This window comes from Burkholderia sp. MSMB1498, assembly GCF_001526245.1.
Lineage (GTDB): Bacteria > Pseudomonadota > Gammaproteobacteria > Burkholderiales > Burkholderiaceae > Burkholderia > Burkholderia savannae.
This window is the reverse complement of the sequence record NZ_LOYJ01000124.1, coordinates 103,110-128,448: the sequence shown is the minus strand read 5'-3', so window position 1 is coordinate 128,448 and position 25,339 is coordinate 103,110. Positions and strand designations below refer to the sequence as shown.

Below are 25,339 nucleotides of genomic sequence, written 5' to 3'. Positions count from 1 at the left end.
GCGGGGGCTTTGTTGTTATCGAACCGTGCGCGGCGCGGCGGGCGTCGCGCGTCGATCGGACGTCATGCCTGCGGCCACTCGGACAGGTTCGCCACGCAGAGCTGCGAGGCCGCGTTTGCAGTGCGCCGCGCATGCGGCGGCGCATTGCGGCGCGCCTGTCGTCGGCATCGTGATCGGCCGCCTTCGAAGCGAAGCAGTGTAAGCATCAAACGGTTTGTGACTAAGAACCAATTAACGAATTTCGATAGAACCACTTGCCGCATCGCCATGCGCGCGAACGTCGAGCGGCCCGTTCGACGCGGCCGCGCGGCCCGAAAAGCCGTGCGCAAAACGCGCCGGACGCCCGCGCGCGATGTTTCGTGAAACACACGTCACAGCAGCGGAAAACGCGCGTCATCGACAATCCGATCATGCGGACCCGTGCGCCCTGTCGTCTCGCCCTGTCGTCTCGCCCTGTCCCCGCACCCTCTCGTCACGCCCTCTCGTCACACCACCATCCCGTCGCGCCATTTCACCGGCACGAGCGCACGCCACTCGCGCAGCAGCAGCGCCTTCACGGTGTCGAGGTGCGCGGCCGACCGGCGTACCCACACGATCGGCCATCCGACGTATTGATCGGTCACGTGGAACTCGTCCGACGCCGACTCGATCACCCATGTGCGCTCGTCGGGGCTGACGCCCTTGACGACGCGCGCCGCTGTCATCGCGTCATCACGTCATCGCACGCACCATCACACCATCGCGCAAGCAGCCTGCCGCGCGCCTTGAGCGCCGGCGTGCCGTACGGCGTGTCGTCCTTGACGCCGCGCCACGCAAGCGCGATCTCCGTACTGCCGACGCCGATCGCGCCGAGCAACATCACCGCCGCCGCGGGCTTCACACCGTGGTCGAGCACATGGGGCGCGAGGTGAACGCACGCCGCGAACACGCCGAACGAGCGCGCGACGCAAAGCGCATACCATCGAACGCCCGCGACGGAGACGGACCGAAGACGAATCGCGCGGCCGCCCGGCGCGCAGCCCGTCGCCAGCCACATCGCAACGACGAGCCGCCGAAGACGAGGAACCAGCCATAAGCCGCAACGAACCGCATCATGTCGGCCGATTCTGTCGAAAAACATCGGTCCGAGCGCGACCGGGCCGCCGTGCGGATCATGCGCTTCCCGGACCGTTTCGCGAGCCGCGAGCGCGCGTCGTTCGAGAAAATCGGTAAAGCAACGCCGCGCCACGGCCATCGAATCGCCCAACGAAATCGCCCATTTGTCGACATTGCGATACGGCCCGCTCCCGACCGAGCGATCCGGCGTGCCCCCGCCGCGGCCAGCCGCGCGCCGCTGGCCGCCGGGCGACTCGCCTATCGCGATGCCGCCCGCTCGCACTGCAAAGGCCGCGCCTTCAGGGCCGACTTGATCTCGGCCATCTTGCGCGGCGAATCCGCGAGCACCGCATCGATCCCGAGGCACGCCGCTGCACGATAGTCGTCGGCGTCGTTCACAGCGATCGCGAGAATGCGGGCGTTCGCACGCCGCCTGAAGCACGCGACGGTCGCGGGCGTCCATAGCGTCGCCGTCACGTCCGATACGCCTTCGCCCAACGTGAAGCGCTCGGTCACCGTCAATTTCCGGTGCATCTCGAAACCGGTCCACACGGGCGCGCCGGGCGCACTGGGCGCTTGCGGCGCGCCTTCGCACGCGCCGCCGAGCAGCACGCTCACGAGCCGCGCTCGCGTCGCATCGCGCGACTCGAAGAGCCGCGCCTGCGGATACGACACGAACGCCGCCTGGTAAGCCGCGTCGGTCGAATAGATCGTCACGCGCGGCCATGCGGCCTCGCTCGTCAGCACGTCCGCGACCGCCTTCGCCTGCGGCCCGGCGGGCAACGCCTTCATGTCGAGCACGACGGGCAGCGCGGGCGCAATCGCGCGCAGCGCGTCGCGCAGCGTCGGAATGCCGGCCGGACGGGCGCGATACGGATAGCGCCCGCTCGCGTCGCGGAAATTCCAGCCGGCGTTCATCCGGGCGAGCTGCGCGGCGGTGTACCGGGCGACCGGGCCGCTCGACTGCGTGAGCGCCGACAGATCGGCGGGCCGGTACAGCACCGGGATGCCGTCGCGGCTCAGTTGAACGGTCAGCCAGATCGCGTCCGCGCGATTCGCCGCGGCCTCGCGAATCGCCTCGAGCGTGTTCTCCGGCGCGTCGCCCGTGCCGCCGCGGTGCGCGACGACGAGCGGCAGCGCCGCGGGCGCTTCGCCGATCGGCCCGCCGCCCGCGCACGCGGCGAGCCCGATGGTGACGCCCGCGAGCGCCGCCCGCCATCCCATCCAGCTGATCAATCGACTCATCGGCTTGCTTCCCCCATCAAAATGCCTCCCCCTCTTGATCTGACGATGCGCGGCGGATTTTCTTCAGCGCTTCGCCGCGGTTAAGATGCCGTCGGGCCATCGGCCACCATCGACAACGACAATCGAGAGAGACCATGTTCAATCCGCTGCCGCACGCGGCGCGGCGCATCGCTGTCGCGCTGACGATCGCGGCGCTTGCGCTCGCCCCCGCCTTCGCCCCCGCCTTCACTTATTCGCCGAGCGCACCCGCCGTCGGCGGCGAAGCCGACCTCGACCGCCACGACACGTACCGAAACCGCGACGGAGAAACCGTGCACGCGCCCGCGCATTCGAAATCGGGCCGCGCCCCCGAAGGTGCGACGGCCCGTTGTCGCGACGGCGCATACAGCTTCAGCCGGCATCGACGCGGCACGTGCTCGGGGCACGGCGGCGTCGCCGCCTGGCTCTAGGCGGCGACGCGACGTCGCAAAGCGGTCGAGGCGCAGTCCGAGCATCGCGGAATCGGTATCGTGCTCCGCGATGCACGCTCGACGCGCCGCATCCGCGACGGGCGACATCATGGCAGCGCCCGGCAGCCGCAACGCATCTTCTCGACACCGGTGCCGACACGGGCACTGCGTTTGCCTTTGCCTTTGCCTTTGCCTTTGCCTTTGCCTTCGCCTTCGCCTTCGCCTTCGCCTTCGCCTTCGCCTTTGCCTTCGCCTTTGCCTTCGCCTTCGCCTTCGCCTTCGCCTTCGACTTCGACGCCGACTTCGACGCCGATTCAGCCGCCCGCCACGCATCGCGCCGCCGCTCGCGCATCACGCCGGCGTCGCCGCAAGGCGTCGCGCGTGCGCGCCGCCGCCGCGCTCCCCGCGCCCGATTGAAGCGGCCCCAAAGCGCGCCCGGCGCGCGAGCGCACCGCGTCGAAGTACAATGGCGGTTCGCGCCGCGCAGCCGCGGCGGCACCGCCGGCACGCGCCGCGGCCGCTTCCACGAACCGAACCGAATCGCACACGCCGCCGCCTGCCGCCAGCCGGCGCGCGGCCGCGTGAACTACTTCCACTCTTTCAATCACGCAGATGGCCCAATACGTTTTCACGATGAACCGGGTCGGCAAGATCGTGCCGCCCAAGCGCCAGATTCTGAAGGACATCTCGCTGTCGTTCTTCCCCGGCGCGAAGATCGGCGTGCTCGGCCTGAACGGCTCGGGCAAGTCGACGCTGATCAAGATCATGGCGGGCGTCGACAAGGACATCGAAGGCGAAGCCACGCCGATGCCGAACCTGAACATCGGCTACCTGCCGCAGGAGCCGCAGCTCGATCCGACCAAGACCGTGCGCGAAGCGGTCGAGGAAGGCCTGGGCGACCTGTTCCAGGCGCACAAGAAGCTCGACGAGATCTACGCGGCCTATGCCGAGCCGGACGCCGACTTCGACGCGCTCGCCGCCGAGCAGGCGAAATACGAGGCGATCCTCGCCGCGAGCGACGGCGGCAGCCCCGAGCAGCAGCTCGAAGTCGCGGCCGACGCGCTGCGCCTACCGCCGTGGGACGCGAAGATCGAGCACCTGTCGGGCGGCGAGAAGCGCCGCGTCGCGCTCTGCAAGCTGCTGCTCGAAAAACCCGACATGCTGCTGCTCGACGAGCCGACCAACCACCTCGACGCCGAATCGGTCGACTGGCTCGAGCAGTTCCTCACGCGCTTCCCGGGCACCGTCGTCGCGGTCACGCACGATCGCTACTTCCTCGACAACGCGGCCGAATGGATTCTCGAGCTCGACCGTGGCCACGGCATTCCGTGGAAGGGCAACTACAGCAGCTGGCTCGACCAGAAGGAAGACCGCCTGAAGCAGGAAGAAGCGTCGGAATCGGCGCGCCAGAAGGCGATCAAGAAGGAACTGGAGTGGGTGCGCCAGAACCCGAAGGGCCGCCAGGCGAAGTCGAAGGCGCGCATCGCGCGCTTCGAGGAGCTGAACAGCCAGGAATACCAGAAGCGCAACGAGACGCAGGAAATCTTCATTCCGGTCGGCGACCGCCTCGGCAACGAAGTGATCGAGTTCAAGAACGTCAGCAAGGCGTACGGCGATCGCCTGCTGATCGACAACCTGAGCTTCAAGATCCCGGCCGGCGCGATCGTCGGCATCATCGGGCCGAACGGTGCGGGCAAGTCGACGCTGTTCCGGATGCTGACGGGCAAGGAACAGCCGGATTCGGGCGAAGTCGTGATGGGGCCGACCGTGAAGCTCGCGTACGTCGACCAGAGCCGCGACGCGCTCGACGGCTCGAAGACGGTGTTCGAGGAAATCTCGGGCGGCGCCGACGTGCTGACGGTGGGCAAGTACGAGACGCCGTCGCGCGCGTACATCGGCCGCTTCAACTTCAAGGGCGGCGACCAGCAGAAGATCGTCGGCAACCTGTCAGGCGGCGAGCGCGGCCGCCTGCACCTCGCGAAGACGCTGATCTCGGGCGGCAACATGCTGCTGCTCGACGAGCCGTCGAACGACCTCGACGTCGAAACGCTGCGCGCGCTCGAAGACGCGCTGCTCGAATTCGCGGGCTCGGTGATGGTGATCTCGCACGACCGCTGGTTCCTCGACCGGATCGCGACGCACATCCTCGCGTTCGAAGGCGATTCGCAGGTCACGTTCTTCGACGGCAACTACCAGGAGTACGAGGCCGACAAGCGCGCGCGTCTCGGCGAAGAAGCGGCGAAGCCGAAGCGCCTGCGCTACAGGCCGATCAGCCGGTAACGAACGGCGCGCGAACGCGTTCGCCGCCCGCGAGGATCGACGCCGCGCGGGCGGCGAACGCTCCCGCGGCCGGCGAGCCGCGAACGCCGCGGCAACGGCCGGCGTGCAATGCGCAACGGAACGACGCCGCGACGCGCGCGCCGTATCGCGCGCAACGCGACACATCGCCGAACAAAAAAACGGGCGACGTGAATTGCAACCTGAAGGTTCGATCAGCGATCGACCTTTTTGAGGTGCAATTCACGTCGCCCGTTTTTTCATGCGCATCGCCGACGCGCCCGCCGACGGCGCCCACGCGCAACAGCCCGCCGCGGCAGCGGCCCGAACCGCCACGCCGCCACGCCGTCGCTTCGTCAGCCGAGCACGCCCAGCTCGCGCAGCCGCGCCTCCGTCGTCCCGGCGCTCGTATGGTGAATCCCGTGCCAGCCGAGCGCGGTCGCGGCCGCCGCGTTCTTCGCGTTGTCGTCGATGAAGACGAGCTCGTGCGGCGCGACGCCCGGCAGATGCGGCTCGATCCGCGCGCGCATCTCGCGGTAGATCGCCGGATCGGGCTTCACGAGCTTCACGCGCCCAGACACGACAATGTCCGTGAAGCGCCGCAGCACCGGAAAGTTCTCCCACGCGTACGGAAACGTCTGCGCGGACCAGTTCGTGAGGCCGAAAAGCGGCATGCCGCGCGCATCGAGCCTGTCGACGAGCGCGGCGCCGCCCGCGAGCACGCCGCCGATCATCTCGTGCCAGCGCGCGTAGAACGCGCGGATCAGCGCCTCGTGCTCGGGAAACTGCGCGACGCGCTCCGCGGTCGCCTCTTCGAGCGTCTGGCCGCCGTCCTGCTTGATGACCCAGTCCATCCCGCATACGTGCGTGAGAAACCAGCGCCGCTCGGCTTCGTCGGGAATCAACTGCTTATACAGATACTCGGGGCTCCAGTCGATCAGCACGCCGCCGAAATCGAACACGACTGCCTTGATGGTCATGCGAACTCCGTGACGAGCACATCGTCGAGCGGCCGCGGCGCGACGCCGTTGCCCGAGAACGTGCAGTTGCGCCAGATGAAATTGTGATGCGCGACGACCTGCGCCGCGCTCAGGTGCGCCCGATCGTTCGTCGTGTGCAGATCGGAGACGACCGTCGTCCGGTAGCCGAGGAGCGCCGCGCGGCGCGCCGCCGAATCGACGCAGAATTCCGATGCGTAACCGCAGATCACGACCGCGTCGATTCCGTGCGCGTCGAGCTGCGCGGCGAGCGGCGTGTCGTGGAACGCATCGCTTTCGCGCTTGCGGACCCGCCAGTCGGCATCCGCGCACACGAGCTCCGCGTGCAGCCGCCAGCCGGGCGTGTCGGGCACGATGTCGTCGGCCGCGTCGCCGTCGTGCTGCACGAAGCACACGGGCGCGCCCGCCGCGCGCGCCGCCGCCGTCAGCCGGTTGATGCCCGCGACGACCTCGTCCAGCCGATGCGCGGGATTCGCCCGCTGCAGCAGCCCGCGCTGCATGTCGACCACGATCACCGCTACGTTCGCCATCCGTCGCCCTCCGTCGTTGTCGTTCGATCGTGCCGGCCGCCGGTTGCGGGGCGCTCGTTGCCGGCCGCCGGTTGCGGATCGCTCATCGCCGGTTTTCAACTGCCAGCCGCCGGCCCCATCGGCCGGCATCAAGCGCCGCGCGCGTCAGATCGGCTGCGTGCGCGCGTCGAGCCACGCCTTCGCGTCGCCCGACACGTGCTTGCCGACCCGCTCGCGCACCGCCGCATGGTACGCATTCAGCCACGCGCGCTCGTGGTCGTCGAGGAGCGCGGGCAGCACGCAGCGCGTGTCGATCGGGCAGAGCGTCAGCGTCTCGAATTCAAGGAAGTCGCCGAATTCGGTCTGCCCCGCCGTGCGGTTCACGACGAGGTTCTCGATCCGCACGCCCCACTTCTGCGGCCGGTACACGCCCGGCTCGATCGACGTGATCATTCCCTCTTCCATCGCCGTGTACGGCTCCGCGGGCGCGTAGTGCGAAATCACCTGCGGCCCCTCGTGCACGTTCAGGAAATAGCCGACGCCGTGCCCCGTGCCGTGCCCGTAGTCGAGCCCGGCCGCCCACATCGGCGCGCGCGCGATCGCGTCGAGCATCGGCGAGCGAATGCCGCGCGGAAAGCGCGCGCGCGACAGCGCCATCATCGCCTTCAGCACGATCGTGAAATCGCGCCGGTGCGCGTCGCCGATCGCGCCGACGGGCACGACCCGCGTGATGTCGGTCGTCCCGCTCAGATACTGGCCGCCCGAATCGATCAGCAGCAAGCCGTCGCCTTCGATCGTCGCGTGCGCGGCACGCGTCGCGCGGTAGTGCGGCATCGCGCCGTTCGCGTTGAAGCCCGCGATCGTCGCGAAGCTCGGCGACACGTAGCCCGGCCGGCGCTCGCGCGCGGCGGTGAGCTGTTCGTCGATCGTCAGCTCGGTGATCGTCTCGCGGCCGAGCGCGCCTTCGAACCACGCGAAGAACTCGGCGAGCGCCGCGCCGTCGAGCTCCATCGTCGCGCGCACGTGCTCGATCTCGGCGGGCGTCTTGCGCGACTTCGCGAACGTCGACGGATTCACCGCCTCGATCACGCGCACCTGCTGCGGCACCGCCTGCAGCAGCCCGTACGTGACGCGGCGCGGATCGATCAGAAGCCCCGCGCCCTCCGGCAGCGCGGCGAGCGCCGCGGCCGCCGCGTCGTACGGCTGCACGTCCACGCCGTCCCGCGCGAGCGACGTCGCGAGTTCGGCCGACACCTTGCCGTCGGCGACGAAGAGCGTCGCGCGCTCGAGGCCGACGAGCGCATGCGCGACGAACACCGGGTTGTAGTTCACGTCTGCGCCGCGCAGATTGAAGAGCCACGCGAGATCGTCGAGCGTCGAGACGAAGTGCCACTGCGCGCCCTGCTCCTGCATCGCGCGGCGCACCTGCGCGAGCTTGCCCGCGCGCGCCGTGTCGGCCTGCGGCGCCGCGTGCTCGAACACCGCGTCGGCGGGCAGCGACGGGCGCTGCGGCCAGATCGCGTCGAGCAAATCGAGATCGGTGCGCAGCACGATGCCGCGCGGCGTGAGCGCCGAGGTCAACGCGCGCGCTGCCGCGACGCCGAGCACCGCGCCGTCGACGCCGACCGTCGTGCCCTCGGGCACGTGCTCGGCGAGCCACTCGACGTGCGGCTGCGTCTGCTGGCCGCCCATCATCTTCATCAGCTCGACGCCCGTGCCGGCGAGCTGCGCTTCGGCCTGCACCCAGTAGCGGCTGTCGAGCCAGAGGCCGGCGAAATCGGCGGTCACGACAAGCGTGCCCACCGAGCCGGTGAAGCCCGACAGCCATTGCCGCGCCTGCCAGCGCTCGGGCAAATACTCGGACAAATGGGGGTCGGCGGACGGCACCACGTAGGCGGCCAGATCCTCGCGCGCCATCGCGCCGCGCAGCAGGGCAAGACGCGCCGGCACGGGCGACGGGTCGGGGAGTCGGGCATTCATGATTTCACCTGCAAACGTTCAGCGGCGGGCCAGAAGGCCCACCGTCACGGCAACGGCGAGAAGCGCGGCGGCCGTACAAACCGGCCATTCGAGCGTCTCGCCGTCGTAAAAGAGTCCTGTCACATTGCCGGCCATCTTCGCGGCCGCGGCGCCCAGCAGGCCCGCCGCGACGGCGAGCCACAGCGACGCGCGACTCAGGCGGCGCAGCGGGTTGAGCGCCCAGCCGAGCAAGCCGACGGCAAAGCCCAGCACGACGATTCCAAACCAGTTCATTCAACGCCTCTTCTGCTGTCGGACTCGCCCCATCGGCACGAGCGGCGCGGCAAACGCCATGCTTCGCGCCATCGACGGCCGGCGGCGCGGCGGCGCACGAAACGACCGCCGCCCACCCGCCGTGCAGGCCGCCCGCACGACGCGACGACGGAACAACGTCCGATGCGATCCGGCCTGATCGCGGCACCGCTCGTTGCGGCGGCGCCGACGCGCCGAGCCGCTCGTTCGATCCCGCGCCGCGCGCCGCCGCAGCGGCGCCCCCGTTTCGCAGACCATCATTTTCGCACCGTTTCGGGGTCGCTTTTCAAAAAGGCGCGGCATGACGTCGCGCCCGGCAGACGATTCGCCGCCGCGACCGCGGTTTCGCCCGCCTGCGGCGGGCAGGCGCGGCCCCGGCCGAGCGCGGCGGGCGCGGTTCGCCGTGCCCGCCGCGCGGACGCGAAGACGGCGCGCGGGCCGCGCGGCCCGCGGAAATGGGTCGCCGCGCATGCCGGCCATGGATTTGCCGTCAAAACGCTATAATATGGGACTAAACGATAGCCTCTTGGACATGCAGCTCCTCACGATCGGAATCAACCACCACACTGCGCCTGTCGCCCTGCGCGAACGCGTGGCGTTTCCGCTCGAACAGATCAAGCCTGCACTCGCGACGTTCAAGAGCGTCCTCCTCGGCCACCCGGCGCCGAATTCGCCCGAAGCGGCGATCCTGTCGACCTGCAACCGCACCGAGCTGTACTGCGCGACCGACGATCGCGCGGCGCGCGACGCCGCGATCCGCTGGATGTCCGACTATCACCGGATTCCCGCCGACGAGCTCGCGCCGCACGTGTACGCGCTGCCGCAGTCCGAGGCGGTGCGCCACGCGTTCCGCGTCGCGTCGGGGCTCGATTCGATGGTGCTCGGCGAAACCCAGATCCTCGGCCAGATGAAGAACGCGGTGCGCACCGCGTCCGAGGCGGGCTCGCTCGGCACCTACCTGAACCAGCTGTTCCAGCGCACGTTCGCGGTCGCGAAGGAAGTGCGCGGGACGACCGAGATCGGCGCGCAGTCGGTGTCGATGGCGGCCGCGGCCGTGCGGCTCGCGCAGCGGATCTTCGAGCAAGTGGCGCAGCAGCGCGTGCTGTTCATCGGCGCGGGCGAGATGATCGAGCTCTGCGCGACGCACTTCGCCGCGCAAGGCCCGCGCGAGCTCGTCGTCGCGAACCGCACCGCCGAGCGCGGCGCGAAGCTCGCCGAGCGCTTCGGCGGCCGCGCGATGCCGCTCGCCGACCTGCCCGCGCGGATGCACGAGTTCGACATCATCGTGTCGTGCACCGCGTCGACGCTGCCGATCATCGGCCTCGGCGCCGTCGAGCGCGCGGTGAAGGCGCGCCGCCACCGGCCGATCTTCATGGTCGACCTCGCTGTGCCGCGCGACATCGAGCCCGAAGTCGGCGAGCTGAAGGACGTGTTCCTCTACACGGTCGACGATCTCGGCGCGATCGTTCGCGAAGGCAACGCGTCGCGGCAGGCGGCCGTCGCGCAGGCCGAGGCGATCATCGAGACGCGCGTGCAGAATTTCATGCAGTGGCTCGACGCGCGCAGCATCGTGCCCGTGATCCGCCACATGCACACGCAGGCCGACGCGCTGCGCCGCGCGGAAGTCGAGCGTGCGCAGAAGATGCTCGCGCGCGGCGACGATCCGGCCGCCGTGCTCGACGCGCTGTCGCAGGCGCTCACCAACAAGCTGATCCACGGCCCGACAAGCGCGCTGAACCGCGCGAACGGCGCCGATCGCGATTCGCTGATCGAGCTGATGCGCGGCTTCTACCAGCACGCGCCCCGCTCGTCGGACTCGTCGGGCCGTTAGCGGCGCCGGCCAGTCCGTCCCCTCCTTCCCCTTTCGAACTCTTCCCCGGGAGCGTCGCTCCGCACCATGAAGACGAGCATGCAAAGCAAGCTCGACCAGCTCACAACCCGGCTGGCCGAACTGAACGACCTGTTGAGCCGCGAGAACGTCACCGCGGACCTCGACCAGTACCGCAAGCTGACGCGCGAGCACGCGGAAATCGGCCCCGTCGTCGAGCATTACGCGCAGTGGCGCCAGGCGCGCGCCGACGAGCTCGCCGCGCAGGAGCTGCTCGGCGACGCGTCGATGCGCGACTTCGCCGAGGACGAGCTGCGCGGCGCGCGCGAGCGGATGGGCCGCCTCGCGAGCGAACTGCAGACGATGCTGCTGCCGAAGGACCCGAACGACGAGCGCAACATCTTCGTCGAAATCCGCGCGGGCACGGGCGGCGACGAATCGGCGCTGTTCGCGGGCGATCTGCTGCGGATGTACCTGCGCTACGCGGAGCGGCAGCGCTGGCAGGTCGAGATGATGTCGGAGAGCGCGTCGGATCTTGGCGGCTACAAGGAAGTGATCGTGCGGATCGCGGGCTACGGCGCGTACTCGCGCCTGAAGTTCGAATCGGGCGGCCACCGCGTGCAGCGCGTGCCGGCGACCGAGACGCAGGGCCGCATCCACACGTCCGCGTGCACGGTCGCGGTGATGCCGGAAGCCGACGAGATCGGCGAAGTCGAGATCAATCCCGCCGACCTGCGGATCGACACCTTCCGCGCGTCGGGCGCGGGCGGCCAGCACATCAACAAGACCGATTCGGCGGTGCGCGTCACGCACATCCCGACGGGGATCGTCGTCGAATGCCAGGACGACCGCTCGCAGCACAAGAACAAGGACCGCGCGCTGAAGGTGCTCGCCGCGCGAATCAAGGACAAGCAGTATCACGAGCAGCACGCGAAGGAAGCGGCCACGCGCAAGAGCCTGATCGGCTCGGGCGACCGCTCCGAGCGAATCCGCACGTACAACTTCCCGCAGGGCCGGATGACCGATCACCGGATCAACCTGACGCTGTACAAGCTCGAGCAGATCATGGACGGCGATCTCGACGAGCTGATCGCCGCGCTCGTCAGCGAGCATCAGGCCGAGCTGCTCGCGTCGCTCGGCGACGCCGAATGACGCGGCCCGCCAAGCGCGCACGATGACCACGACGAAGCCCACGCCCGCCACCGCCGCCGAGCTGCTGCGCACGTCGCCGCTCGACGCGGTCGACGCGCGAGCCCTGCTCGCGCACGCGCTCGGCTGGACCCGCACGCAGCTGATCACGCGCGCCGACGAGCCGCTCGACGCAGCCGCGCTCGAGCGCTACCTCGCGCTGCAAGCGCGCCGCGCGGCGGGCGAGCCGGTCGCGCAGCTCACCGGCGCGCGCGAGTTCTTCGGCCTCGAATTCGACGTGACGCCGGACGTGCTGATCCCGCGCCCGGAAACGGAGCTGCTCGTCGAGACCGCGCTCGACGCGATCGACGGCGTGCCGTCGCCGCGCGTGCTCGATCTCGGCACGGGCAGCGGCGCGATCGCGGTGTCGATCGCATCCGAGCGGCCCGACGCGCGCGTATGGGCGCTCGACCGCTCGGCCGCGGCGCTCGACGTCGCGCGCCGCAACGCGCGCAAGCTGCTCGATCCGGCGCGGCCGGGCGGCCCGCTGCAGTTTCTCGAAAGCGACTGGTACGCGGCGCTCGATCCCGGCCTGCGCTTTCACGTCGTGGTCAGCAACCCGCCGTACATCGCGCGGCACGATCCGCACCTCGCCGAGGGCGATCTGCGCTTCGAGCCGCGCGGCGCGCTCACCGACGACGACGACGGGCTCGCCGCGATCCGCGCGATCGTTGCGGGTGCGCATGCGTTCGTCGCGCCGGGCGGCGCGCTGTGGATCGAACACGGTTACGATCAGGCGGCCGCGGTGCGCGCGCTCCTCGGCGCGGCGGGCTTCGCCGACGTCGAATCGCTCGCGGATCTCGCGTCGATCGAGCGCGCCACGGGCGGCCGCCTGCCCGGCTGACGCCGCGGGCGGCGCCCGCCGCTCCAGATGAAATCCAGTATCATTTCTCTTCTCACGCCCCGCTACAGCAAGGTCACTCATGGACACCCAACAACGCATCAAGCAAATCGTCGACGAAAACCCGGTCGTGCTCTTCATGAAAGGCACCGCGCAGTTCCCGATGTGCGGCTTTTCGGGCCGCGCCGTCCAGGTGCTGAAGGCGTGCGGCGTCGACCAGTTCAAGACGGTCAACGTCCTCGAAGACGAAGAGATCCGCCAGGGCATCAAGGAATTCTCGAACTGGCCGACGATCCCGCAGCTCTACGTGAAGGGCGAATTCGTCGGCGGCTCGGACATCATGATGGAGATGTACCAGTCGGGCGAGCTGCAGCAGCTCTTCACCGCCTGACCCATCCCCTTCGATGGAGCCTCGTCCGGCGCCGCCGCGACGCCTGATCATCGCGATCACGGGCGCCACCGGCGCGATCTACGGCGTGCGCATGCTCGACATGCTGCGCGCGTCGGGCGGCGTCGAGACGCACCTGCTGATCTCGAGCGCCGGCTGGCTCAACATCCAACACGAGCTGCAACTGCCGAAGGACGACGTCCTGGCGCGCGCCGACGTCGTCCATTCGGTGCGCGACGTCGGCGCGAGCATCGCGTCCGGCTCGTTCGCGACCGACGGCATGGTCGTCGCGCCATGCTCGATGAGAACGCTCGCGAGCATCGCGCACGGCCTGTCCGACAATCTCATCACCCGCGCCGCCGACGTCACGCTCAAGGAGCGCCGCCGCCTCGTGCTGCTCGTGCGCGAGACGCCGTTCAACCTCGCGCATCTGCGCAACATGACGGCCGTCACCGAAATGGGCGGCGTGATCTTTCCGCCGCTGCCCGCGTTCTATGCGATGCCGAAGACGATCGGCGACATGGTCGACCACACGGTCGCGCGCGTGCTCGACATGTTCGCGCTCGGCGCGCCGCGCACGGCGCCGTGGCAGGGGTTGCGCGAGCCCGGTTGAAGTCGGGCGCGGAGGCCGGCCCGGCGACGCTTTTCCGCGTCGGCGCATCAAGCGGGCGCGCGCCGCGCCTGTTGCGCCCGTCGCGCTCATTGGCGCGCAATCCCGCGTCGCGGCGTCGCGACCACTCGCCGCCACTGGCCACCGCGTTATCGCCTCCCGCGATTAACAACATCCAATACACAATCAAATCCGTTTTTCATATTTATCAATGAACGGTGCGAGCCTATAGTCGTAGGCAATATCACTTCGCAGAAGTCCCGATCGCCATGAACCGCCTTCCGTCCCTCTACCTGTCGCACGGCGCCCCGACGCTGCCGATCGATCCGACGCTGCCGTCGGGCGCATTCACCACGCTCGGCGGCGAGCTGCCGCGCCCGCGCGCGGTGCTGATGTTGTCCGCGCACTGGCTCACGCAGCAGCCCGTCGTCAGCACGGCCGAGCGGCCCGACACGATCCACGATTTCTACGGCTTTCCGCGCGCACTCTACGAGATCCGCTATCCGGCGCCCGGCGCGCCCGACGTCGCCGCCCGCGCAGCCTCGCTGCTCGGCGACGCGGGCATCGAGACCGCGGCCACGCCGCACGGCCTCGACCACGGCGCGTGGGTGCCGATGCTGCTGATGTTCCCGGACGCCGACGTGCCGGTCGCGCAGTTGTCGATCCAGCCGCGCGCCGACGCGGCGCACCACTTTCGCGTCGGTCGCGCGCTGCGGTCGCTGCGCGACGAAGGCGTGATGGTGATCGGCTCGGGCCAGATCACGCACAACCTGCGGGCGGCGGATTTCTCGGCCGCGCCCGAGGACGCGGACCCGCGCGTCGCCGAATTCACCGGCTGGTTCGAGGAGAAGCTCGCCGCGCGCGACGTCGACGCGCTGCTCGACTACCGCCGCCAGGCGCCGCACGCGGCGCTGATGCATCCGACCGACGAGCACCTGCTGCCCGTGTTCGCGGCGCTCGGCGCGGCGGACGACGATTACCGACTGCGCATCCAGTCGCTCGGCACGTACCAGCGCATGCTCGCGATGACGAATTACGTGTTCGACTCGGCGGCCTGACGGGCGCGGCGCCGGATTCCGGCGTTCCGGAAAGCTCGGGCTTGCGGGCTGCGGCGCTCCGAGAATCGCCCGTAAACGACGAAGCCCGCCCGGGGCACCCCAGGCGGGCTTCGCGCAAGCGATCCGGCATCCGCCGCCGCCGATCGCGGGCGGCGGACGGTGCGATTACGCGCCGACTCCTTCGAGGATCTCGTCGCGCGATTCGCGCTCGTCGAGATATTCGGTGCGATAGCCGGTGTTCACGCCCCAGTAGTAGAACACGAGCGAGATCGCCGCGACGACCAGCATGTCCCAGCCGTACGGCAGCACATTGCGGCCGCCGAACTCCTTGCTGCCGATGAGCGAGAGCACGGCCATCGTCGGCAGGTACGCGACGAGCCACCACGCGGCCTTCAGGTCGCGGCCCCAGCCGCTCCAGCCGGACTTGCCCTGGAAATAGAAGTAGACGGGCAGCGCGACGACCATCAGCAGGATGATCTCGCCCGTCAGCGGCCACTTCGCCCAGTACAGGATCAGCGACGCGCACACGAACGCGAACGGCGCGATCAGCTTCATGCCGGGGATCGACAGCGGACGCTCGAGGTCCGTCGCCGCGCGGCGCAGCGCCATCAGGCTGATCGGGCCCGTCAGGTACGAGATCACGGTCGCGACCGAGATCACCGCCGCGAGCGAGCTCCAGCCGCGGAAGAAGAACAGGAAGATGAACGACACGAACAGGTTGAACCACATCGCGGGGCGCGGCACGCCGTAGAGCGGATGCACGCTGCCGAAGATCTTCGGCATCGTGTTGTTGCGCTCCATCGCGTAGATCATGCGGGTCGTCGTCGCCATGTAGGTCGTGCCGGTGCCGCTCGGGCTCACGAACGCGTCGACATACAGCAGGATCGCGAGCCAGTTCAGGTTCAGCGCGATCGCGAGCTCCGCGAACGGCGAAGCGAAGTTGAAGTGCGCCCAGCCCTTCGCGACGTCGGCCGGATTCACCGCGCCGATGTACGCGACTTGCAGCAGCACGTAGATCACGAGCGCGATCAGGATCGACGAGATCACCGCGAACGGCACGCTGCGCGACGGATTGCGCGCTTCGCCGGCGAGATTCACGGGGCTTTGGAAGCCGTTGAACGCGAACACGATGCCGCTCGTCGCGACCGCGGTCAACACGGCCGACCAGCCGTACGGCGCGAAGCTCGACGAGCCGCCCGACGTGCCGAGGTTCTCGCCGTGGAAGCTCGACAGCATCAGGCCGAGGATCGTGACGCCGGGAATCAGGAACTTGAAGATCGTGATCGCGGTGTTCGCGCGCGCGAAGAGCTTCACGCCCCAGTAGTTGAGCAGGAAGTAGATGACCACGAGGACGGCGGACAGCAGCAGCCCCGGTGTCGTGAGTTCGCCGTTGACGAACAGCGCGTGCGCCCACGCATACGGCCAGGTGCTCATGTACTGGATCGACGCCTCGGCCTCGATCGGAATCACCGAGACGATCGCGATCCAGTTCGCCCACGCGCTGATGAAGCCGACGAGCGAGCCGTGCGAGTAGCGCGCATAGCGAACCATGCCGCCCGATTCGGGGAACATCGCGCCGAGTTCGGCGTAGGTGAGCGCAATGGCGAGAATCACGACCGCGCCGATGATCCACGCGCAGATGGCGGCCGGCCCGGCGATCTTGGCGGCTTTCCACGCGCCGAACAGCCAGCCCGATCCGATGATCGATCCCAGCCCGGTCAGCATCAAGGCGAACGGGCCGATGTTCCGTTGAATAGAACTCTTCACAACCTCTCCTATGTCTCAACAAGCAAGGTCGGCGCCGCCAGGGATCGAGCCGGACGGCACCGCGCATGCATTCTTGGGGGACAGGTTGCCCGATCGGGAGCAACCCATCCGCGCGCGGCGCGTAGTTTAACGGTTGCACCGGTCGATGGACGCAAAAAATCGATCGCGCCTACAAAAAATTCATGACAATGGCAAGCTTTGTAAGCTCTAATGTCTCGTTTACTAGGCAATAACCCTGAGACATGATGGAAGAGGATTGACCGCCGAATCGAATAGTCGTATAAACGATGGGGCAGGATTTCAAGCGGCGAGTGAATAGGTTCTTTCGTAGTTCGCCCATCAACGGTACTCCGGTTGGTCCCATTACCCCTTCCTTGATTTTCATGCGCTCCCCGGGCTTTGGCCCTGTTTTACATTTTTAGGAACAAGTTATGGCAACCGGTACCGTCAAGTGGTTCAACGACGCTAAGGGTTTTGGTTTCATCACGCCGGAAGGCGGTGGCGAGGATCTCTTCGCGCATTTCTCGGAAATCCGCACCGAAGGCTTCAAGACGCTGCAAGAAAACCAGAAGGTCGAATTCGAAGTGAAGACCGGCCCGAAGGGTCTGCAAGCAGCGAACATCAAGCCGCTGTAAGCGCAGCACGAGATTTCGCAGCACAGTAAAAAGCCCCGCTCAGGCGGGGCTTTTTATTTGTCCGGCTCGCCGGCGTGTCCGGCGCGCCTGCGGGCAGCGCGACACGCGCGCCCGCGCGGTGTTCGGGGCGTTCGGGCGTTTTTGGTCGCTCGAACGCCCGCCGCGCGGTCAGCGCTCGAGACGCCCGACGTCGAACGCGCGCCGGCGAGCCGCGTCAGCCGCCATACACGCGCTGCGCGTGGATGCCGAGCCCCGTCGCGACGCTCGCGAGGCGGTCGCCGTACACGGGCTGCGCGTCCGGGAAGGCCGCCGCGAGCGCGCCGGACAGGAACGCGAGCCCTGTCGAGCCGCCCGTGAAGTACAGCGCGCCGACGTCGTGCGGCGATATCCCCGCGAGCCGCACCGTCTCGCGCGCGGCGTCGACGATTCGCGTAGTCTCGTCGCGGCTCGCGTCGATCAGTTGGTCCGCGTCGAATGCGATCAGCAGATCCTCTTCGACGTCGTTCAGATCGATCATCGTCTCGCCGCCCGCCGACACGCCGATCTTCGCCTCCTCCGCGCGCGCGGCGAGCGCGTGGCCGAGCCGCTGCTCGACGACGCGCAGCAGGCGCTCGAAATGGCGCGCATCCGCATACAAATGCTTCATCAGCTTGAGCTCGCCCACCCGCTTCGGCGTGTAGACGGTGTTGATCAGGTGCCAGGTCGCGAGATCGAAATAGATCCGGTTCGGCAGTTCGCGGCCTTCCGGATCGAGCGCGCGGTAGCCGAACGCGGACAGCACCGCCGTCAGCTCGACGCGCCGATCGTAATCGGTGCCCGCGACGTGCACGCCATGATGCGCGAGCACGTCGTCCTTGCGCTCGAGCCGGCGCATCCGCTCGGGGCCGACGCGCACGAGCGAGAAATCCGACGTGCCGCCGCCGATATCGGCGACGAGCACGAGCCGCTCGGCGTCCTGCCGCGATTCGTAGTCGAACGCGGCGGCGATCGGCTCGTACTGGAACTGCACGTCGGCGAGCCCCACCGCGTGCGCGGCCGCCTCGAGCTGCTGCTGCGCGAGGCGGTCGGCGCGCGGATCGTCGTCGACGAAAAACACCGGACGGCCGAGCACCGCGCGGCCGATCGCGCCGCCCGCGCACGCCTCGGCCTTGTGCTTCAGATGCATCAGGAAGAGCGCGATGACGTCGGTGTACGCGATCGCGGAGCCGTCGCCGAGATCGGTCGTCGTTTCCGCGAGCGGCGAGCCGAGGATGCTCTTCATCGAGCGCATCAGGCGGCCGTCGAAGCCGTCGATGTACGACGCGAGCGCCGAGCGGCCGTATTCCCGGCTGCCTTCGTCGGTGTTGAAGAAGATGGCGGTAGGCAGCGTCAGATGCTCGCCCTCGACGGGGGCGAGCCGCATCCCGGCCGCGCCGCCGTCGCGCGGCAAAGCGACCGCGGAATTAGACGTGCCGAAGTCGATCGCGCAGTAAGTCATGGGGCGGGCCGCCGGATGGCGGTGCGAAAACGGAAGGACCGGCTTTTTATCACGAAACCGCCGCGCGTCACAACCGGGGCGCGGCCGGATGCAGGGGGCATGCGGCGGGACGATGCGCCCGACGCCGGCGGGCAGGCGCGGACGCGCGCGGCGGCGAGAGAGGGAAGCCCGTGTTCCGGCGTTCGTGCGCGCGGCTCGCCGGAATCGAAGGCGGCTTCCCGTTCAGACCCGGACGGACCCGGACGCAAAGCGAAACGCGCGCTCGGCCGCAGCCGGATCGGGACTCGGAATCGGACAAATGCGGCGCGTGGCGCCGCCGCCGGCCCCGAATCGCCCCACTGGGATTGCCCCGACATCGGCGCAGCGGCCTCCGCGGGGCGATCGCGGCGCGAAACCGTGGCGCGCAACAAGTTGCCGCGCCGCTCGACGGCCGCTTCACCGCATCGGCCGCCCAGAAGCCGCCAGCCACATCGGCGCCGGCTTCCGCCGTCACGGGCCGCGGCGCGGCACGCCCGCCGCCGGTCATGACCGCCGCCGAACGCGGCCGCCCCGCATCGGCAACGCACGACGCGCACAGCCGGGCCGCTGCGCACGCCGCACGCGCCCGATACGCGTTCCGCTACGTCACGCCGCCGACGAGAACGGCTTTTGCCACGCGTGCTCGTAGATGACTTCGCCGATCGGATGACGCGTGCGCGGCGCGCGCTCGCGCTCGCGCAGCACCGGATCGAGCTTGTCGGCATCGCCGTAGTGACCGATCGAGATGATCGCGAGCGGCTCGACGTCGGCGGGAATCGCGAACGCGTCGCGGAACGCCTTCGCGTCGAAGCCGCTCATCTGGTGCGCGGCGAGGCCGAGCGCATGCGCCTGCAGCACGAGCGACATCGCGGCGGCGCCCGCGTCGTAGAGCGCCGTCGGGCTCGGCTCGCCCTTCGACGTCAGCGTGTGCGCGGTCACCGCGATCAGCACCGGCGCGGGCGCGTTCCAGCCCTGGTTGAACGGCACGAGCGTCGCGAATGCTCGCTTGAACGCGACCTCGTCCTTGCTGCGGTCGAACACGATGAAGCGCCACGGCTGCGCGTTGTACGCGGACGGCGCCCAGCGCGCGGCCTCGAGCACCGCATGCACATGCTCGGCGCTGACGGGTTCGCTCGAATAGGCGCGCGGGCTCCAGCGGCCGGCGATCAGATCGTGGATCGAAACGGAAGTGGGAGCGGGTTTGACGGACATGCGTTTCCTCACCAATTTGAAAAAAGGGCTCGGTCGCCCGGAAAAAGAAACGCCAGCATAACCGCTTGTCGATGAACTTGCCGGGTCGCGCGCGCAAATGCAAATCGACGCTTGCGCAAAGGGGCGCCGGGCGCGGCCGCTCGGCCGCCGAAACGGCGTCGGACCGTCGACAAACCGGGCACGCCGGGCACGCCGAAGAACATGTCGGGCATCCGCCGCCGCCCGGCCGTTCACGCCGCGCTCGCCGACACCCGCGCCGTCCCGCGATTGATCCGCAGCACGATCAGCGAGCCGACGATGCACAGCCCGCCCGAAATCATCGACGCAACCGTGTACGTGCCGAGGCTCGCGCGCAGCATGCCCGCGCCGAGCGCCGCGAACGCCGCGCCGAGCTGGTGGCCCGCCACGATCCAGCCGAACACGACGGGCGCCGCGTCCTTGCCGTACACGTCGGTCGCGAGGCGCACCGTGGGCGGCACGGTCGCGATCCAGTCGAGCCCGTAGAACACCGCGAAGAGCGGCAGCCCGAAAAAGTCGATGCCGAACGCGTGCGGCAGATAGATCAGCGACAGCCCGCGCAGGCCGTAGTACCAGAACAGCAGCATGCGGCTGTCATAGCGGTCGGACAGCCAGCCGGACATCGTCGTGCCGATCAGGTCGAACACGCCCATCGCCGCGAGCAGCGACGCGCCCTGCACCTCCGTCATCCCGTAGTCGCTGCACATCGCGATCAGGTGCGTGCCGACGTAGCCGTTCGTGCTCGCGCCGCAGATGAAGAAGCTGAAGAACAGCAGCCAGAAGTCGCGCGTCTTCGACGCCGTCGCGAGCGTGCCGAACGCGACCGCGATCGGGTTGCGCTTCGCGCCGTCGTCCGCGCGCGGCGCGCCGGCCGGCTCGCCGTACGGGCGCAGCCCGACGTCGGACGGCCGCTCGGGCAACAGCAGCGCGACGAGCGGCACCGCGATGGCCACCGCAATCGCGACCGTCAGCACGACGGGCCGCCAGCCGTGACGCTGCGCGATCGCCGCGAGCATCGGCAGGAACACGAGCTGCCCCGTCGCGGAACTCGCGGTCAACAGCCCCATCACGAGGCCGCGCCGCGCGACGAACCAGCGCGTGACGAACGTCGCCGACAGCGTGAGCGCCGCGACGCCCGTCGCGCCGCCGACCAGCACGCCCCAGATCAGCACCATCTGCCACGTCGCCGTCATCGTCGACGACAGCGCGACGCCCGCGCCCATCACGGCGAGCGCGGCGAGGATCGTCGGACGCACGCCGAAGCGCTGCATCGCGGCCGCCGCGAACGGCCCGATGAGCCCGTAGAGCGCGATGTTCACGGAGATCGCGAGCGAGATCGCCGCGCGGCTCCAGCCGAATTCGTGCTCGAGCGGCACCATCAGCACGCTCGGCGTCGCGCGCGTGCCCGCCGCCGCAAGCAGGACGAGGAACACCACCGCCGCCGCAAGCCAGCCGTAATGGAAACGCCCGCCTATCCGCTTTGCCGCCCAGTTCATTCGAATCGCTCCTGACGCGGCACGCCGCCGATCGCATCGGCATGCCGGAGGTTGAGGGGAAATCGCGCCGATCTTTGTTACCAGTCGGTCACAAGTCGTTGCGATCCTAGTGACCGATCGGTAACATGTCAAGCATTCAATTTTCGTAGTCGGGATCGAGCATGACCACCATCGTCGCCAAGGCCGCCAAGCCGGCCGCCCGTCGCACACGCAGCACGCAGATGGCGGGTTCGGAAGCGCAGCAGCACCTGCTGCGCGCAGCGCAAGAGCTGTTCTATCAGGAAGGGATTCGCGCGGTGGGCGTCGAGGCGGTCGTCGAGCGCGCGGGCGTCAACAAGATGAGCCTCTACCGGCAGTTCGCGTCGAAGGACGAGCTCGTGCTCGCGTACCTCGACCGGATGGACACATGCTTCTTCGAGCGCTTCGACGCAAGCGCCGCGAAGCATCCGGGCGATCCGAAGGCGCAGCTCGTCCAGTATTTCGACGACCTCGCGCAGCGCGCGTCGCAGCCCGGCTATCGCGGCTGCCCGTTCCTCAACGTCGCGACCGAGTTTTCGAATCTCGAGCACCCGGCGCGGCTCGCGGTCGCCGACAACAAGGGCCGGCTGATGGCGCGGCTCGTCGCGCTTTCTGAAGCCGCGGGCGCGCGCGAGCCGCAGGCGCTCGCCGACGCGCTCGCGCTGCTGATCGAAGGCATATACGCGGCGAGCCAGACGTACCGGCCGGGCGCATCGCCGATCGGCGGCGCGCCGCGCGCCGCGCGGCAGTTGGTCGACGCGGCGTGCGCATGATGCGGCGGCGCGCGCGGCAGGCGCACGCGCGACGCGCGACGATCTTCGCGCAATCGCCGCTTCGCAGCCGATCGATGCGGCCGGCGGCGCCGACGCATCGCGCCCCGCCCGCGCCCGCTACAATCGCGGCTTGACCGCCACGCCGTTTCCGCCATGATCGAAGTCTCTCCGCCCGACGCCGACATCCTCGCCGCCACGCGCCACTGGCTCGCGCGCGCGGTGATCGGGCTCAATCTGTGCCCGTTCGCGAAGGGCGTGCACGTGAAGCGGCAGATTCGCTATGCGATCAGCCGCGCGGCGTCGCTGGAAGCGGCGCTGACCGATCTCGAAAGCGAGCTGCGGCGCCTCGAGGCCGCCGATCCGGACGAAATCGACACGACGCTCGTGATCTTTCCGAACACGTTCGACGACTTTCTCGACTACAACGACGCGCTCTGGTTCGCCGATCGCCTGCTTCAGCAACTGCGGCTCGAAGGCACGCTGCAGATCGCGAGCTTCCACCCGCGCTATCAGTTCGACGGCGCCGGGCCCGACGACATCGAGAACTACACGAATCGCGCGCCGTATCCGATCCTGCACCTGCTGCGCGAGGCGAGCATCGAACGCGCCGCCGACGCGTTCCCGGACGCGGCCGACATCTACGAACGCAATCAGGCGACGATGCGCCGCCTCGGCCATGCGGGCTGGCGCGACTGGATGGCCCAGCGCGACGCAGACGAAGGGAACGAAGAGAACGAAGGGAACAAAGAAGCGAAGTAGCGCGATGCGGCGCGAAACGCCGGCGCACCGTGCGCTCGCCCCGCACGCCGCGAGCGCCGCGTCACGCGGCGAAGATCACGCGCGCGGCTCGGATTCGGCGGCGTCCGGCTTTGCGCTCGCGCCGGCGGCCGCCTGCGCGGCGGGCGCGAAGAAGCGCTCGCGCAACTCCGCGAGCCCGAACATGTCGAGGATCTCGCCGAGCCGCTCGCCCGGCTTGCGTTGCGGCAGGTTCTTGTATTGCGCGATGATGAGCTCGTTCTTCATCGAATGCTCCCAGCCGACGAGCTCGGTCACGCTCACCTGATAGCCGTGCGCCTCGAGTTGCAGGCAGCGCAGCACGTTGGTGATCTGGCTGCCGAACTCGCGCGTGTGCAGCGGATGCCGCCACACTTCCGTCAGCGCGTTCGCGAGCGATTTCCCCTTGCTCTTGCGCAGCACGCCCGCGACTTCCGCCTGACAGCACGGCACGAGCACGATGTGCCGCGCGTGCTTGGCGAGCGCGAAGCGGATCGCGTCGTCGGTCGCGGTGTCGCATGCGTGCAGCGCGGTGACGATGTCGACCGTTTCCGGCAGTTGCGGCGACGTGATCGAATCGGCAACCGACAGATTCAGGAACGACATCCCGCCGAAGCCGAGCCGCGCGGCGAGCTCGGTCGAGCGCGCGACGAGCGCCTCGCGCGTTTCGATGCCGTAGACGTGCGAGCCGGCGAGCGGACGCTCCTTGAAGAACAGGTCGTACAGGATGAAGCCGAGATACGACTTGCCCGCGCCGTGATCGGCGAGCGTCACGCCGCCCTTTTCCCGCGCCACGTCCGAGAGAAGCGGCTCGATGAACTGGAACAGGTGATAAACCTGCTTCAGCTTGCGGCGGCTGTCCTGATTCATCTTGCCGTCGCGCGTCAGGATGTGCAGTTCCTTCAGCAGTTCGATCGACTGGTTCGGGCGGATTTCGTAAGTCTTGGTCGACATCGGGAGACAGGCCGGCTGCCGTTCAGGACCGAAGTCAGGCGGCGGCAGACGGCATCAAAGCGTGCGTGGAAGTGTCACAGTTTACCGAAAACCGGCCGCCTCGCTCCTCGTACCGAGCCGCGCGCGCCGGCCGGCTCAGCCGCGTGCGGCGAGACGCCAGAGCGACGTCGTCTCGGCCGCACGCGCACGATGCAGCGGATCGGCGGGGTCCGACGCCTTCGGATGCACCGGTTTGATGTCGTCGCGGCCGACGACGCTCAGGCCCGCCGCGTCGATCCAGCCGAGCAGTTCGTCGCGCGTGCGCAGGCCGAGATGCTCGGCGAAATCCGACAGGATCAGCCAGCCTTCGCCGCCCGGCGAAAGATGCGCGGCGAGCCCCGCGAGAAAGCCTTTCAGCATCCGGCTGTCCGGATCGTAGACCGCGTATTCGAGCGGCGAGCTCGGCCGCGCGGGCAGCCACGGCGGATTGCAGACGACGAGCGGCGCGCGCCCGTCGGGAAACAGATCGGCTTCGACGATCTCGATGCGCGACGCGTAGCCGAGCCGCGCGACGTTCTCCGCCGCGCAGGCGCGCGCGCGCGCGTCCTGATCGGTCGCGACCACGCGCTCGACGCCGCGCGACGCGAGCACCGCGGCGAGCACGCCGGTGCCGACGCCGATGTCGAACGCGAGCGACGTCGACGGCAGCGGCGCACGCGCGACGAGATCCACGTATTCGCCCCGCACGGGCGAAAACACGCCGTAGTGCGGATGAATCCGCTCGCCGCCGAGCGCGGCGAGCGGCACGCCCTTCTTGCGCCATTCGTGCGCGCCGACGATGCCGAGCAGCTCGCGCAGCGACGCGATCGAGCGCTCGCCGCCCGCCGCGCCATAGGCTTCTTCGCATGCGGCCCGCAGATCCGGCGCACGTCGCAGCGCGATCGAATAGTCGGCTTCGAGCGGGATCAGCAGCATCCCGAGCGTGCGCGCGCGCTGCGCCTGCGCCATCCGGTGGAGATTGAACGCGTCGACGGGCGTCGCCGCGGGCTTCGCCTTCTTCGGCTTGCGATCGATGCGGCGCGCGAGCGCCTGCAGCAACTGGCGCGCGTTCTGGAAGTCGCCCTGCCAAATGAGCGCCGTGCCTTCGCACGCGAGGCGGTAGGCGGCATCGGCCGTCATGCGATCGTCGGCCGCGACCGCGCGGCGCGGCGGCGGCGAGCCGGCTTCGGAGCGCCAGCGAACGGCGTGCTCGACGCCGTCGGCGTCGGTCCATTGGAATTCGGGAAAAGCGGTCACGAGGAATCGGAAATCGTTGAGTCGATGGGCGGCGCGACGCGCCGCGGACGACACAGTACCGCGCTTTGCGCCGGCCGGCAAAATGCATCGGGCGCGCGGCGGCGGATCGCGACGCCGTTGTGCGTCGACAATCGGCGCGGCGATCGACGAAGGCGAGCAACGCGC

Annotated in this window: 23 protein-coding genes and 2 pseudogenes; 12 read left to right on the top strand and 13 right to left on the bottom strand. The window is 69.0% G+C overall.

Features of this window, described 5'->3' with window-relative positions:
* Positions 1–485: 485 nt before the first annotated feature.
* The 3 genes and pseudogenes from WS91_RS37660 to WS91_RS29545 form a co-directional block, all read right to left on the bottom strand.
* Positions 486–823: pseudogene (locus WS91_RS37660) on the bottom strand (MmcQ/YjbR family DNA-binding protein).
* Between the two features lie 3 nt (positions 824–826).
* Positions 827–958, bottom strand: a pseudogene (locus WS91_RS37655) (MFS transporter); the annotation flags it as partial.
* A gap of 395 nt (positions 959–1,353) precedes the next feature.
* Positions 1,354–2,340, bottom strand: coding sequence for a glycerophosphodiester phosphodiesterase family protein (locus tag WS91_RS29545; RefSeq protein WP_059671533.1), 987 nt, complete (start codon positions 2,338–2,340; stop codon positions 1,354–1,356).
* A 134-nt stretch (positions 2,341–2,474) separates the two neighbouring features.
* On the opposite strand from WS91_RS29545, the gene WS91_RS29540 reads away from it, so the two are divergent.
* Together WS91_RS29540 and ettA are read left to right on the top strand one after the other, a co-directional pair.
* Complete coding sequence (locus tag WS91_RS29540; RefSeq protein ID WP_038746487.1) at positions 2,475–2,789, top strand: DUF3761 domain-containing protein; 315 nt, start codon at positions 2,475–2,477, stop codon at positions 2,787–2,789.
* Between the two features lie 612 nt (positions 2,790–3,401).
* Entirely contained in the window at positions 3,402–5,069 is a 1,668-nt protein-coding gene (ettA, locus tag WS91_RS29530; RefSeq protein ID WP_038746484.1) for an energy-dependent translational throttle protein EttA, read from the top strand.
* A gap of 353 nt (positions 5,070–5,422) precedes the next feature.
* On the opposite strand, the gene WS91_RS29520 is transcribed toward ettA, so the two are convergent.
* From WS91_RS29520 to WS91_RS29505, 4 genes are all read right to left on the bottom strand, one after another.
* Positions 5,423–6,046, bottom strand: a complete 624-nt coding sequence (locus tag WS91_RS29520) for an HAD family hydrolase (protein ID WP_038746478.1) — start codon at positions 6,044–6,046, stop codon at positions 5,423–5,425.
* Positions 6,043–6,594, bottom strand: a complete 552-nt coding sequence (locus tag WS91_RS29515) for an isochorismatase family protein (RefSeq protein ID WP_059671530.1) — start codon at positions 6,592–6,594, stop codon at positions 6,043–6,045. The genes WS91_RS29520 and WS91_RS29515 overlap by 4 nt, the downstream gene beginning before the upstream one ends.
* Positions 6,595–6,738: 144 nt before the next feature.
* Positions 6,739–8,553, bottom strand: a complete 1,815-nt coding sequence (locus WS91_RS29510) for an aminopeptidase P family protein (protein WP_059581580.1) — start codon at positions 8,551–8,553, stop codon at positions 6,739–6,741.
* Positions 8,554–8,571: 18 nt separating this feature from the next.
* Positions 8,572–8,826, bottom strand: a complete 255-nt coding sequence (locus WS91_RS29505; RefSeq protein WP_038746469.1) for a hypothetical protein — start codon at positions 8,824–8,826, stop codon at positions 8,572–8,574.
* Between the two features lie 162 nt (positions 8,827–8,988).
* Here WS91_RS29505 and WS91_RS36520 point away from each other — a divergent pair, with 162 nt between their 5' ends.
* The 7 genes from WS91_RS36520 to WS91_RS29470 all read left to right on the top strand — a co-directional run bounded on the left by WS91_RS36520 (position 8,989) and on the right by WS91_RS29470 (position 14,757).
* Complete coding sequence (locus tag WS91_RS36520) at positions 8,989–9,348, top strand: hypothetical protein (protein ID WP_156432556.1); 360 nt, start codon at positions 8,989–8,991, stop codon at positions 9,346–9,348.
* 28 nt (positions 9,349–9,376) lie between these two features.
* Positions 9,377–10,675 (top strand): glutamyl-tRNA reductase, encoded by a 1,299-nt coding sequence (gene hemA, locus WS91_RS29495; RefSeq protein ID WP_038746464.1) that lies wholly within the window; start codon positions 9,377–9,379, stop codon positions 10,673–10,675.
* A gap of 66 nt (positions 10,676–10,741) precedes the next feature.
* The gene (prfA, locus tag WS91_RS29490) at positions 10,742–11,824 is read left to right on the top strand and encodes a peptide chain release factor 1 (protein ID WP_038746461.1); all 1,083 of its coding nucleotides are present in this window, start codon (positions 10,742–10,744) and stop codon (positions 11,822–11,824) included.
* A 22-nt stretch (positions 11,825–11,846) separates the two neighbouring features.
* Positions 11,847–12,704 (top strand): peptide chain release factor N(5)-glutamine methyltransferase, encoded by an 858-nt coding sequence (gene prmC / locus WS91_RS29485; RefSeq protein ID WP_038746459.1) that lies wholly within the window; start codon positions 11,847–11,849, stop codon positions 12,702–12,704.
* 79 nt (positions 12,705–12,783) lie between these two features.
* Positions 12,784–13,092 carry a Grx4 family monothiol glutaredoxin gene (gene grxD, locus WS91_RS29480; RefSeq protein ID WP_004186955.1) on the top strand — a complete coding sequence of 103 codons (309 nt, stop codon included), beginning with the start codon at positions 12,784–12,786 and terminating at the stop codon, positions 13,090–13,092.
* A gap of 13 nt (positions 13,093–13,105) precedes the next feature.
* Positions 13,106–13,702 (top strand): UbiX family flavin prenyltransferase, encoded by a 597-nt coding sequence (locus tag WS91_RS29475; RefSeq protein WP_038746456.1) that lies wholly within the window; start codon positions 13,106–13,108, stop codon positions 13,700–13,702.
* Between the two features lie 266 nt (positions 13,703–13,968).
* On the top strand, positions 13,969–14,757 hold the full coding sequence (locus tag WS91_RS29470) for a DODA-type extradiol aromatic ring-opening family dioxygenase (protein WP_038746453.1): 789 nt from the start codon (positions 13,969–13,971) through the stop codon (positions 14,755–14,757).
* A gap of 165 nt (positions 14,758–14,922) precedes the next feature.
* Here WS91_RS29470 and WS91_RS29465 read toward each other — a convergent pair whose 3' ends face one another.
* Complete coding sequence (locus tag WS91_RS29465; RefSeq protein ID WP_059671529.1) at positions 14,923–16,524, bottom strand: APC family permease; 1,602 nt, start codon at positions 16,522–16,524, stop codon at positions 14,923–14,925.
* Positions 16,525–16,955: 431 nt separating this feature from the next.
* Here WS91_RS29465 and WS91_RS29460 point away from each other — a divergent pair, with 431 nt between their 5' ends.
* The gene (locus tag WS91_RS29460; RefSeq protein ID WP_038746448.1) at positions 16,956–17,159 is read left to right on the top strand and encodes a cold-shock protein; all 204 of its coding nucleotides are present in this window, start codon (positions 16,956–16,958) and stop codon (positions 17,157–17,159) included.
* A 214-nt stretch (positions 17,160–17,373) separates the two neighbouring features.
* On the opposite strand, the gene WS91_RS29455 is transcribed toward WS91_RS29460, so the two are convergent.
* From WS91_RS29455 to WS91_RS29445, 3 genes are all read right to left on the bottom strand, one after another.
* Positions 17,374–18,636: an Hsp70 family protein gene (locus WS91_RS29455; protein ID WP_059671528.1), complete on the bottom strand. Its 1,263-nt coding sequence runs from the start codon at positions 18,634–18,636 to the stop codon at positions 17,374–17,376.
* A 624-nt stretch (positions 18,637–19,260) separates the two neighbouring features.
* Positions 19,261–19,866: a nitroreductase family protein gene (locus WS91_RS29450; RefSeq protein ID WP_038746441.1), complete on the bottom strand. Its 606-nt coding sequence runs from the start codon at positions 19,864–19,866 to the stop codon at positions 19,261–19,263.
* Positions 19,867–20,096: 230 nt separating this feature from the next.
* Positions 20,097–21,380, bottom strand: a complete 1,284-nt coding sequence (locus WS91_RS29445) for an MFS transporter (protein WP_038746439.1) — start codon at positions 21,378–21,380, stop codon at positions 20,097–20,099.
* A gap of 161 nt (positions 21,381–21,541) precedes the next feature.
* Between WS91_RS29445 and WS91_RS29440 the strand changes: the two genes are divergently transcribed.
* Entirely contained in the window at positions 21,542–22,171 is a 630-nt protein-coding gene (locus WS91_RS29440) for a TetR/AcrR family transcriptional regulator (RefSeq protein ID WP_059671527.1), read from the top strand.
* Positions 22,172–22,324: 153 nt separating this feature from the next.
* Positions 22,325–22,930: a DUF1415 domain-containing protein gene (locus WS91_RS29435; RefSeq protein ID WP_059671526.1), complete on the top strand. Its 606-nt coding sequence runs from the start codon at positions 22,325–22,327 to the stop codon at positions 22,928–22,930.
* A gap of 75 nt (positions 22,931–23,005) precedes the next feature.
* Here the strand turns inward: WS91_RS29435 and WS91_RS29430 are convergent, their stop codons facing one another.
* Positions 23,006–23,899 carry a class I SAM-dependent methyltransferase gene (locus tag WS91_RS29430; protein WP_059671525.1) on the bottom strand — a complete coding sequence of 298 codons (894 nt, stop codon included), beginning with the start codon at positions 23,897–23,899 and terminating at the stop codon, positions 23,006–23,008.
* Between the two features lie 135 nt (positions 23,900–24,034).
* A complete protein-coding gene (locus tag WS91_RS29425) occupies positions 24,035–25,174 on the bottom strand; it encodes a methyltransferase (protein ID WP_059642501.1) in 1,140 nt (379 codons plus the stop codon).
* Positions 25,175–25,339 lie beyond the last annotated feature (165 nt).

What these genes read in the sequence shown, in the direction of transcription:
- WS91_RS29505 (WP_038746469.1), bottom strand. Translation starts at nt 8,826, where the DNA reads ATGAACTGGTTTGGAATCGTCGTGCTGGGCTTTGCCGTCGGCTTGCTC.
- prfA (WP_038746461.1), top strand. Translation starts at nt 10,742, where the DNA reads ATGAAGACGAGCATGCAAAGCAAGCTCGACCAGCTCACAACCCGGCTG.
- WS91_RS29475 (WP_038746456.1), top strand. Translation starts at nt 13,106, where the DNA reads ATGGAGCCTCGTCCGGCGCCGCCGCGACGCCTGATCATCGCGATCACG.
- WS91_RS29470 (WP_038746453.1), top strand. Translation starts at nt 13,969, where the DNA reads ATGAACCGCCTTCCGTCCCTCTACCTGTCGCACGGCGCCCCGACGCTG.
- ettA (WP_038746484.1), top strand. Translation starts at nt 3,402, where the DNA reads ATGGCCCAATACGTTTTCACGATGAACCGGGTCGGCAAGATCGTGCCG.
- WS91_RS29460 (WP_038746448.1), top strand. Translation starts at nt 16,956, where the DNA reads ATGGCAACCGGTACCGTCAAGTGGTTCAACGACGCTAAGGGTTTTGGT.
- WS91_RS29545 (WP_059671533.1), bottom strand. Translation starts at nt 2,340, where the DNA reads ATGAGTCGATTGATCAGCTGGATGGGATGGCGGGCGGCGCTCGCGGGC.
- hemA (WP_038746464.1), top strand. Translation starts at nt 9,377, where the DNA reads ATGCAGCTCCTCACGATCGGAATCAACCACCACACTGCGCCTGTCGCC.
- WS91_RS36520 (WP_156432556.1), top strand. Translation starts at nt 8,989, where the DNA reads ATGCGATCCGGCCTGATCGCGGCACCGCTCGTTGCGGCGGCGCCGACG.
- prmC (WP_038746459.1), top strand. Translation starts at nt 11,847, where the DNA reads ATGACCACGACGAAGCCCACGCCCGCCACCGCCGCCGAGCTGCTGCGC.
- WS91_RS29440 (WP_059671527.1), top strand. Translation starts at nt 21,542, where the DNA reads ATGACCACCATCGTCGCCAAGGCCGCCAAGCCGGCCGCCCGTCGCACA.
- WS91_RS29510 (WP_059581580.1), bottom strand. Translation starts at nt 8,553, where the DNA reads ATGAATGCCCGACTCCCCGACCCGTCGCCCGTGCCGGCGCGTCTTGCC.
- WS91_RS29445 (WP_038746439.1), bottom strand. Translation starts at nt 21,380, where the DNA reads ATGAACTGGGCGGCAAAGCGGATAGGCGGGCGTTTCCATTACGGCTGG.
- WS91_RS29455 (WP_059671528.1), bottom strand. Translation starts at nt 18,636, where the DNA reads ATGACTTACTGCGCGATCGACTTCGGCACGTCTAATTCCGCGGTCGCT.
- WS91_RS29450 (WP_038746441.1), bottom strand. Translation starts at nt 19,866, where the DNA reads ATGTCCGTCAAACCCGCTCCCACTTCCGTTTCGATCCACGATCTGATC.
- WS91_RS29435 (WP_059671526.1), top strand. Translation starts at nt 22,325, where the DNA reads ATGATCGAAGTCTCTCCGCCCGACGCCGACATCCTCGCCGCCACGCGC.
- WS91_RS29540 (WP_038746487.1), top strand. Translation starts at nt 2,475, where the DNA reads ATGTTCAATCCGCTGCCGCACGCGGCGCGGCGCATCGCTGTCGCGCTG.
- grxD (WP_004186955.1), top strand. Translation starts at nt 12,784, where the DNA reads ATGGACACCCAACAACGCATCAAGCAAATCGTCGACGAAAACCCGGTC.
- WS91_RS29520 (WP_038746478.1), bottom strand. Translation starts at nt 6,046, where the DNA reads ATGACCATCAAGGCAGTCGTGTTCGATTTCGGCGGCGTGCTGATCGAC.
- WS91_RS29430 (WP_059671525.1), bottom strand. Translation starts at nt 23,899, where the DNA reads ATGTCGACCAAGACTTACGAAATCCGCCCGAACCAGTCGATCGAACTG.
- WS91_RS29515 (WP_059671530.1), bottom strand. Translation starts at nt 6,594, where the DNA reads ATGGCGAACGTAGCGGTGATCGTGGTCGACATGCAGCGCGGGCTGCTG.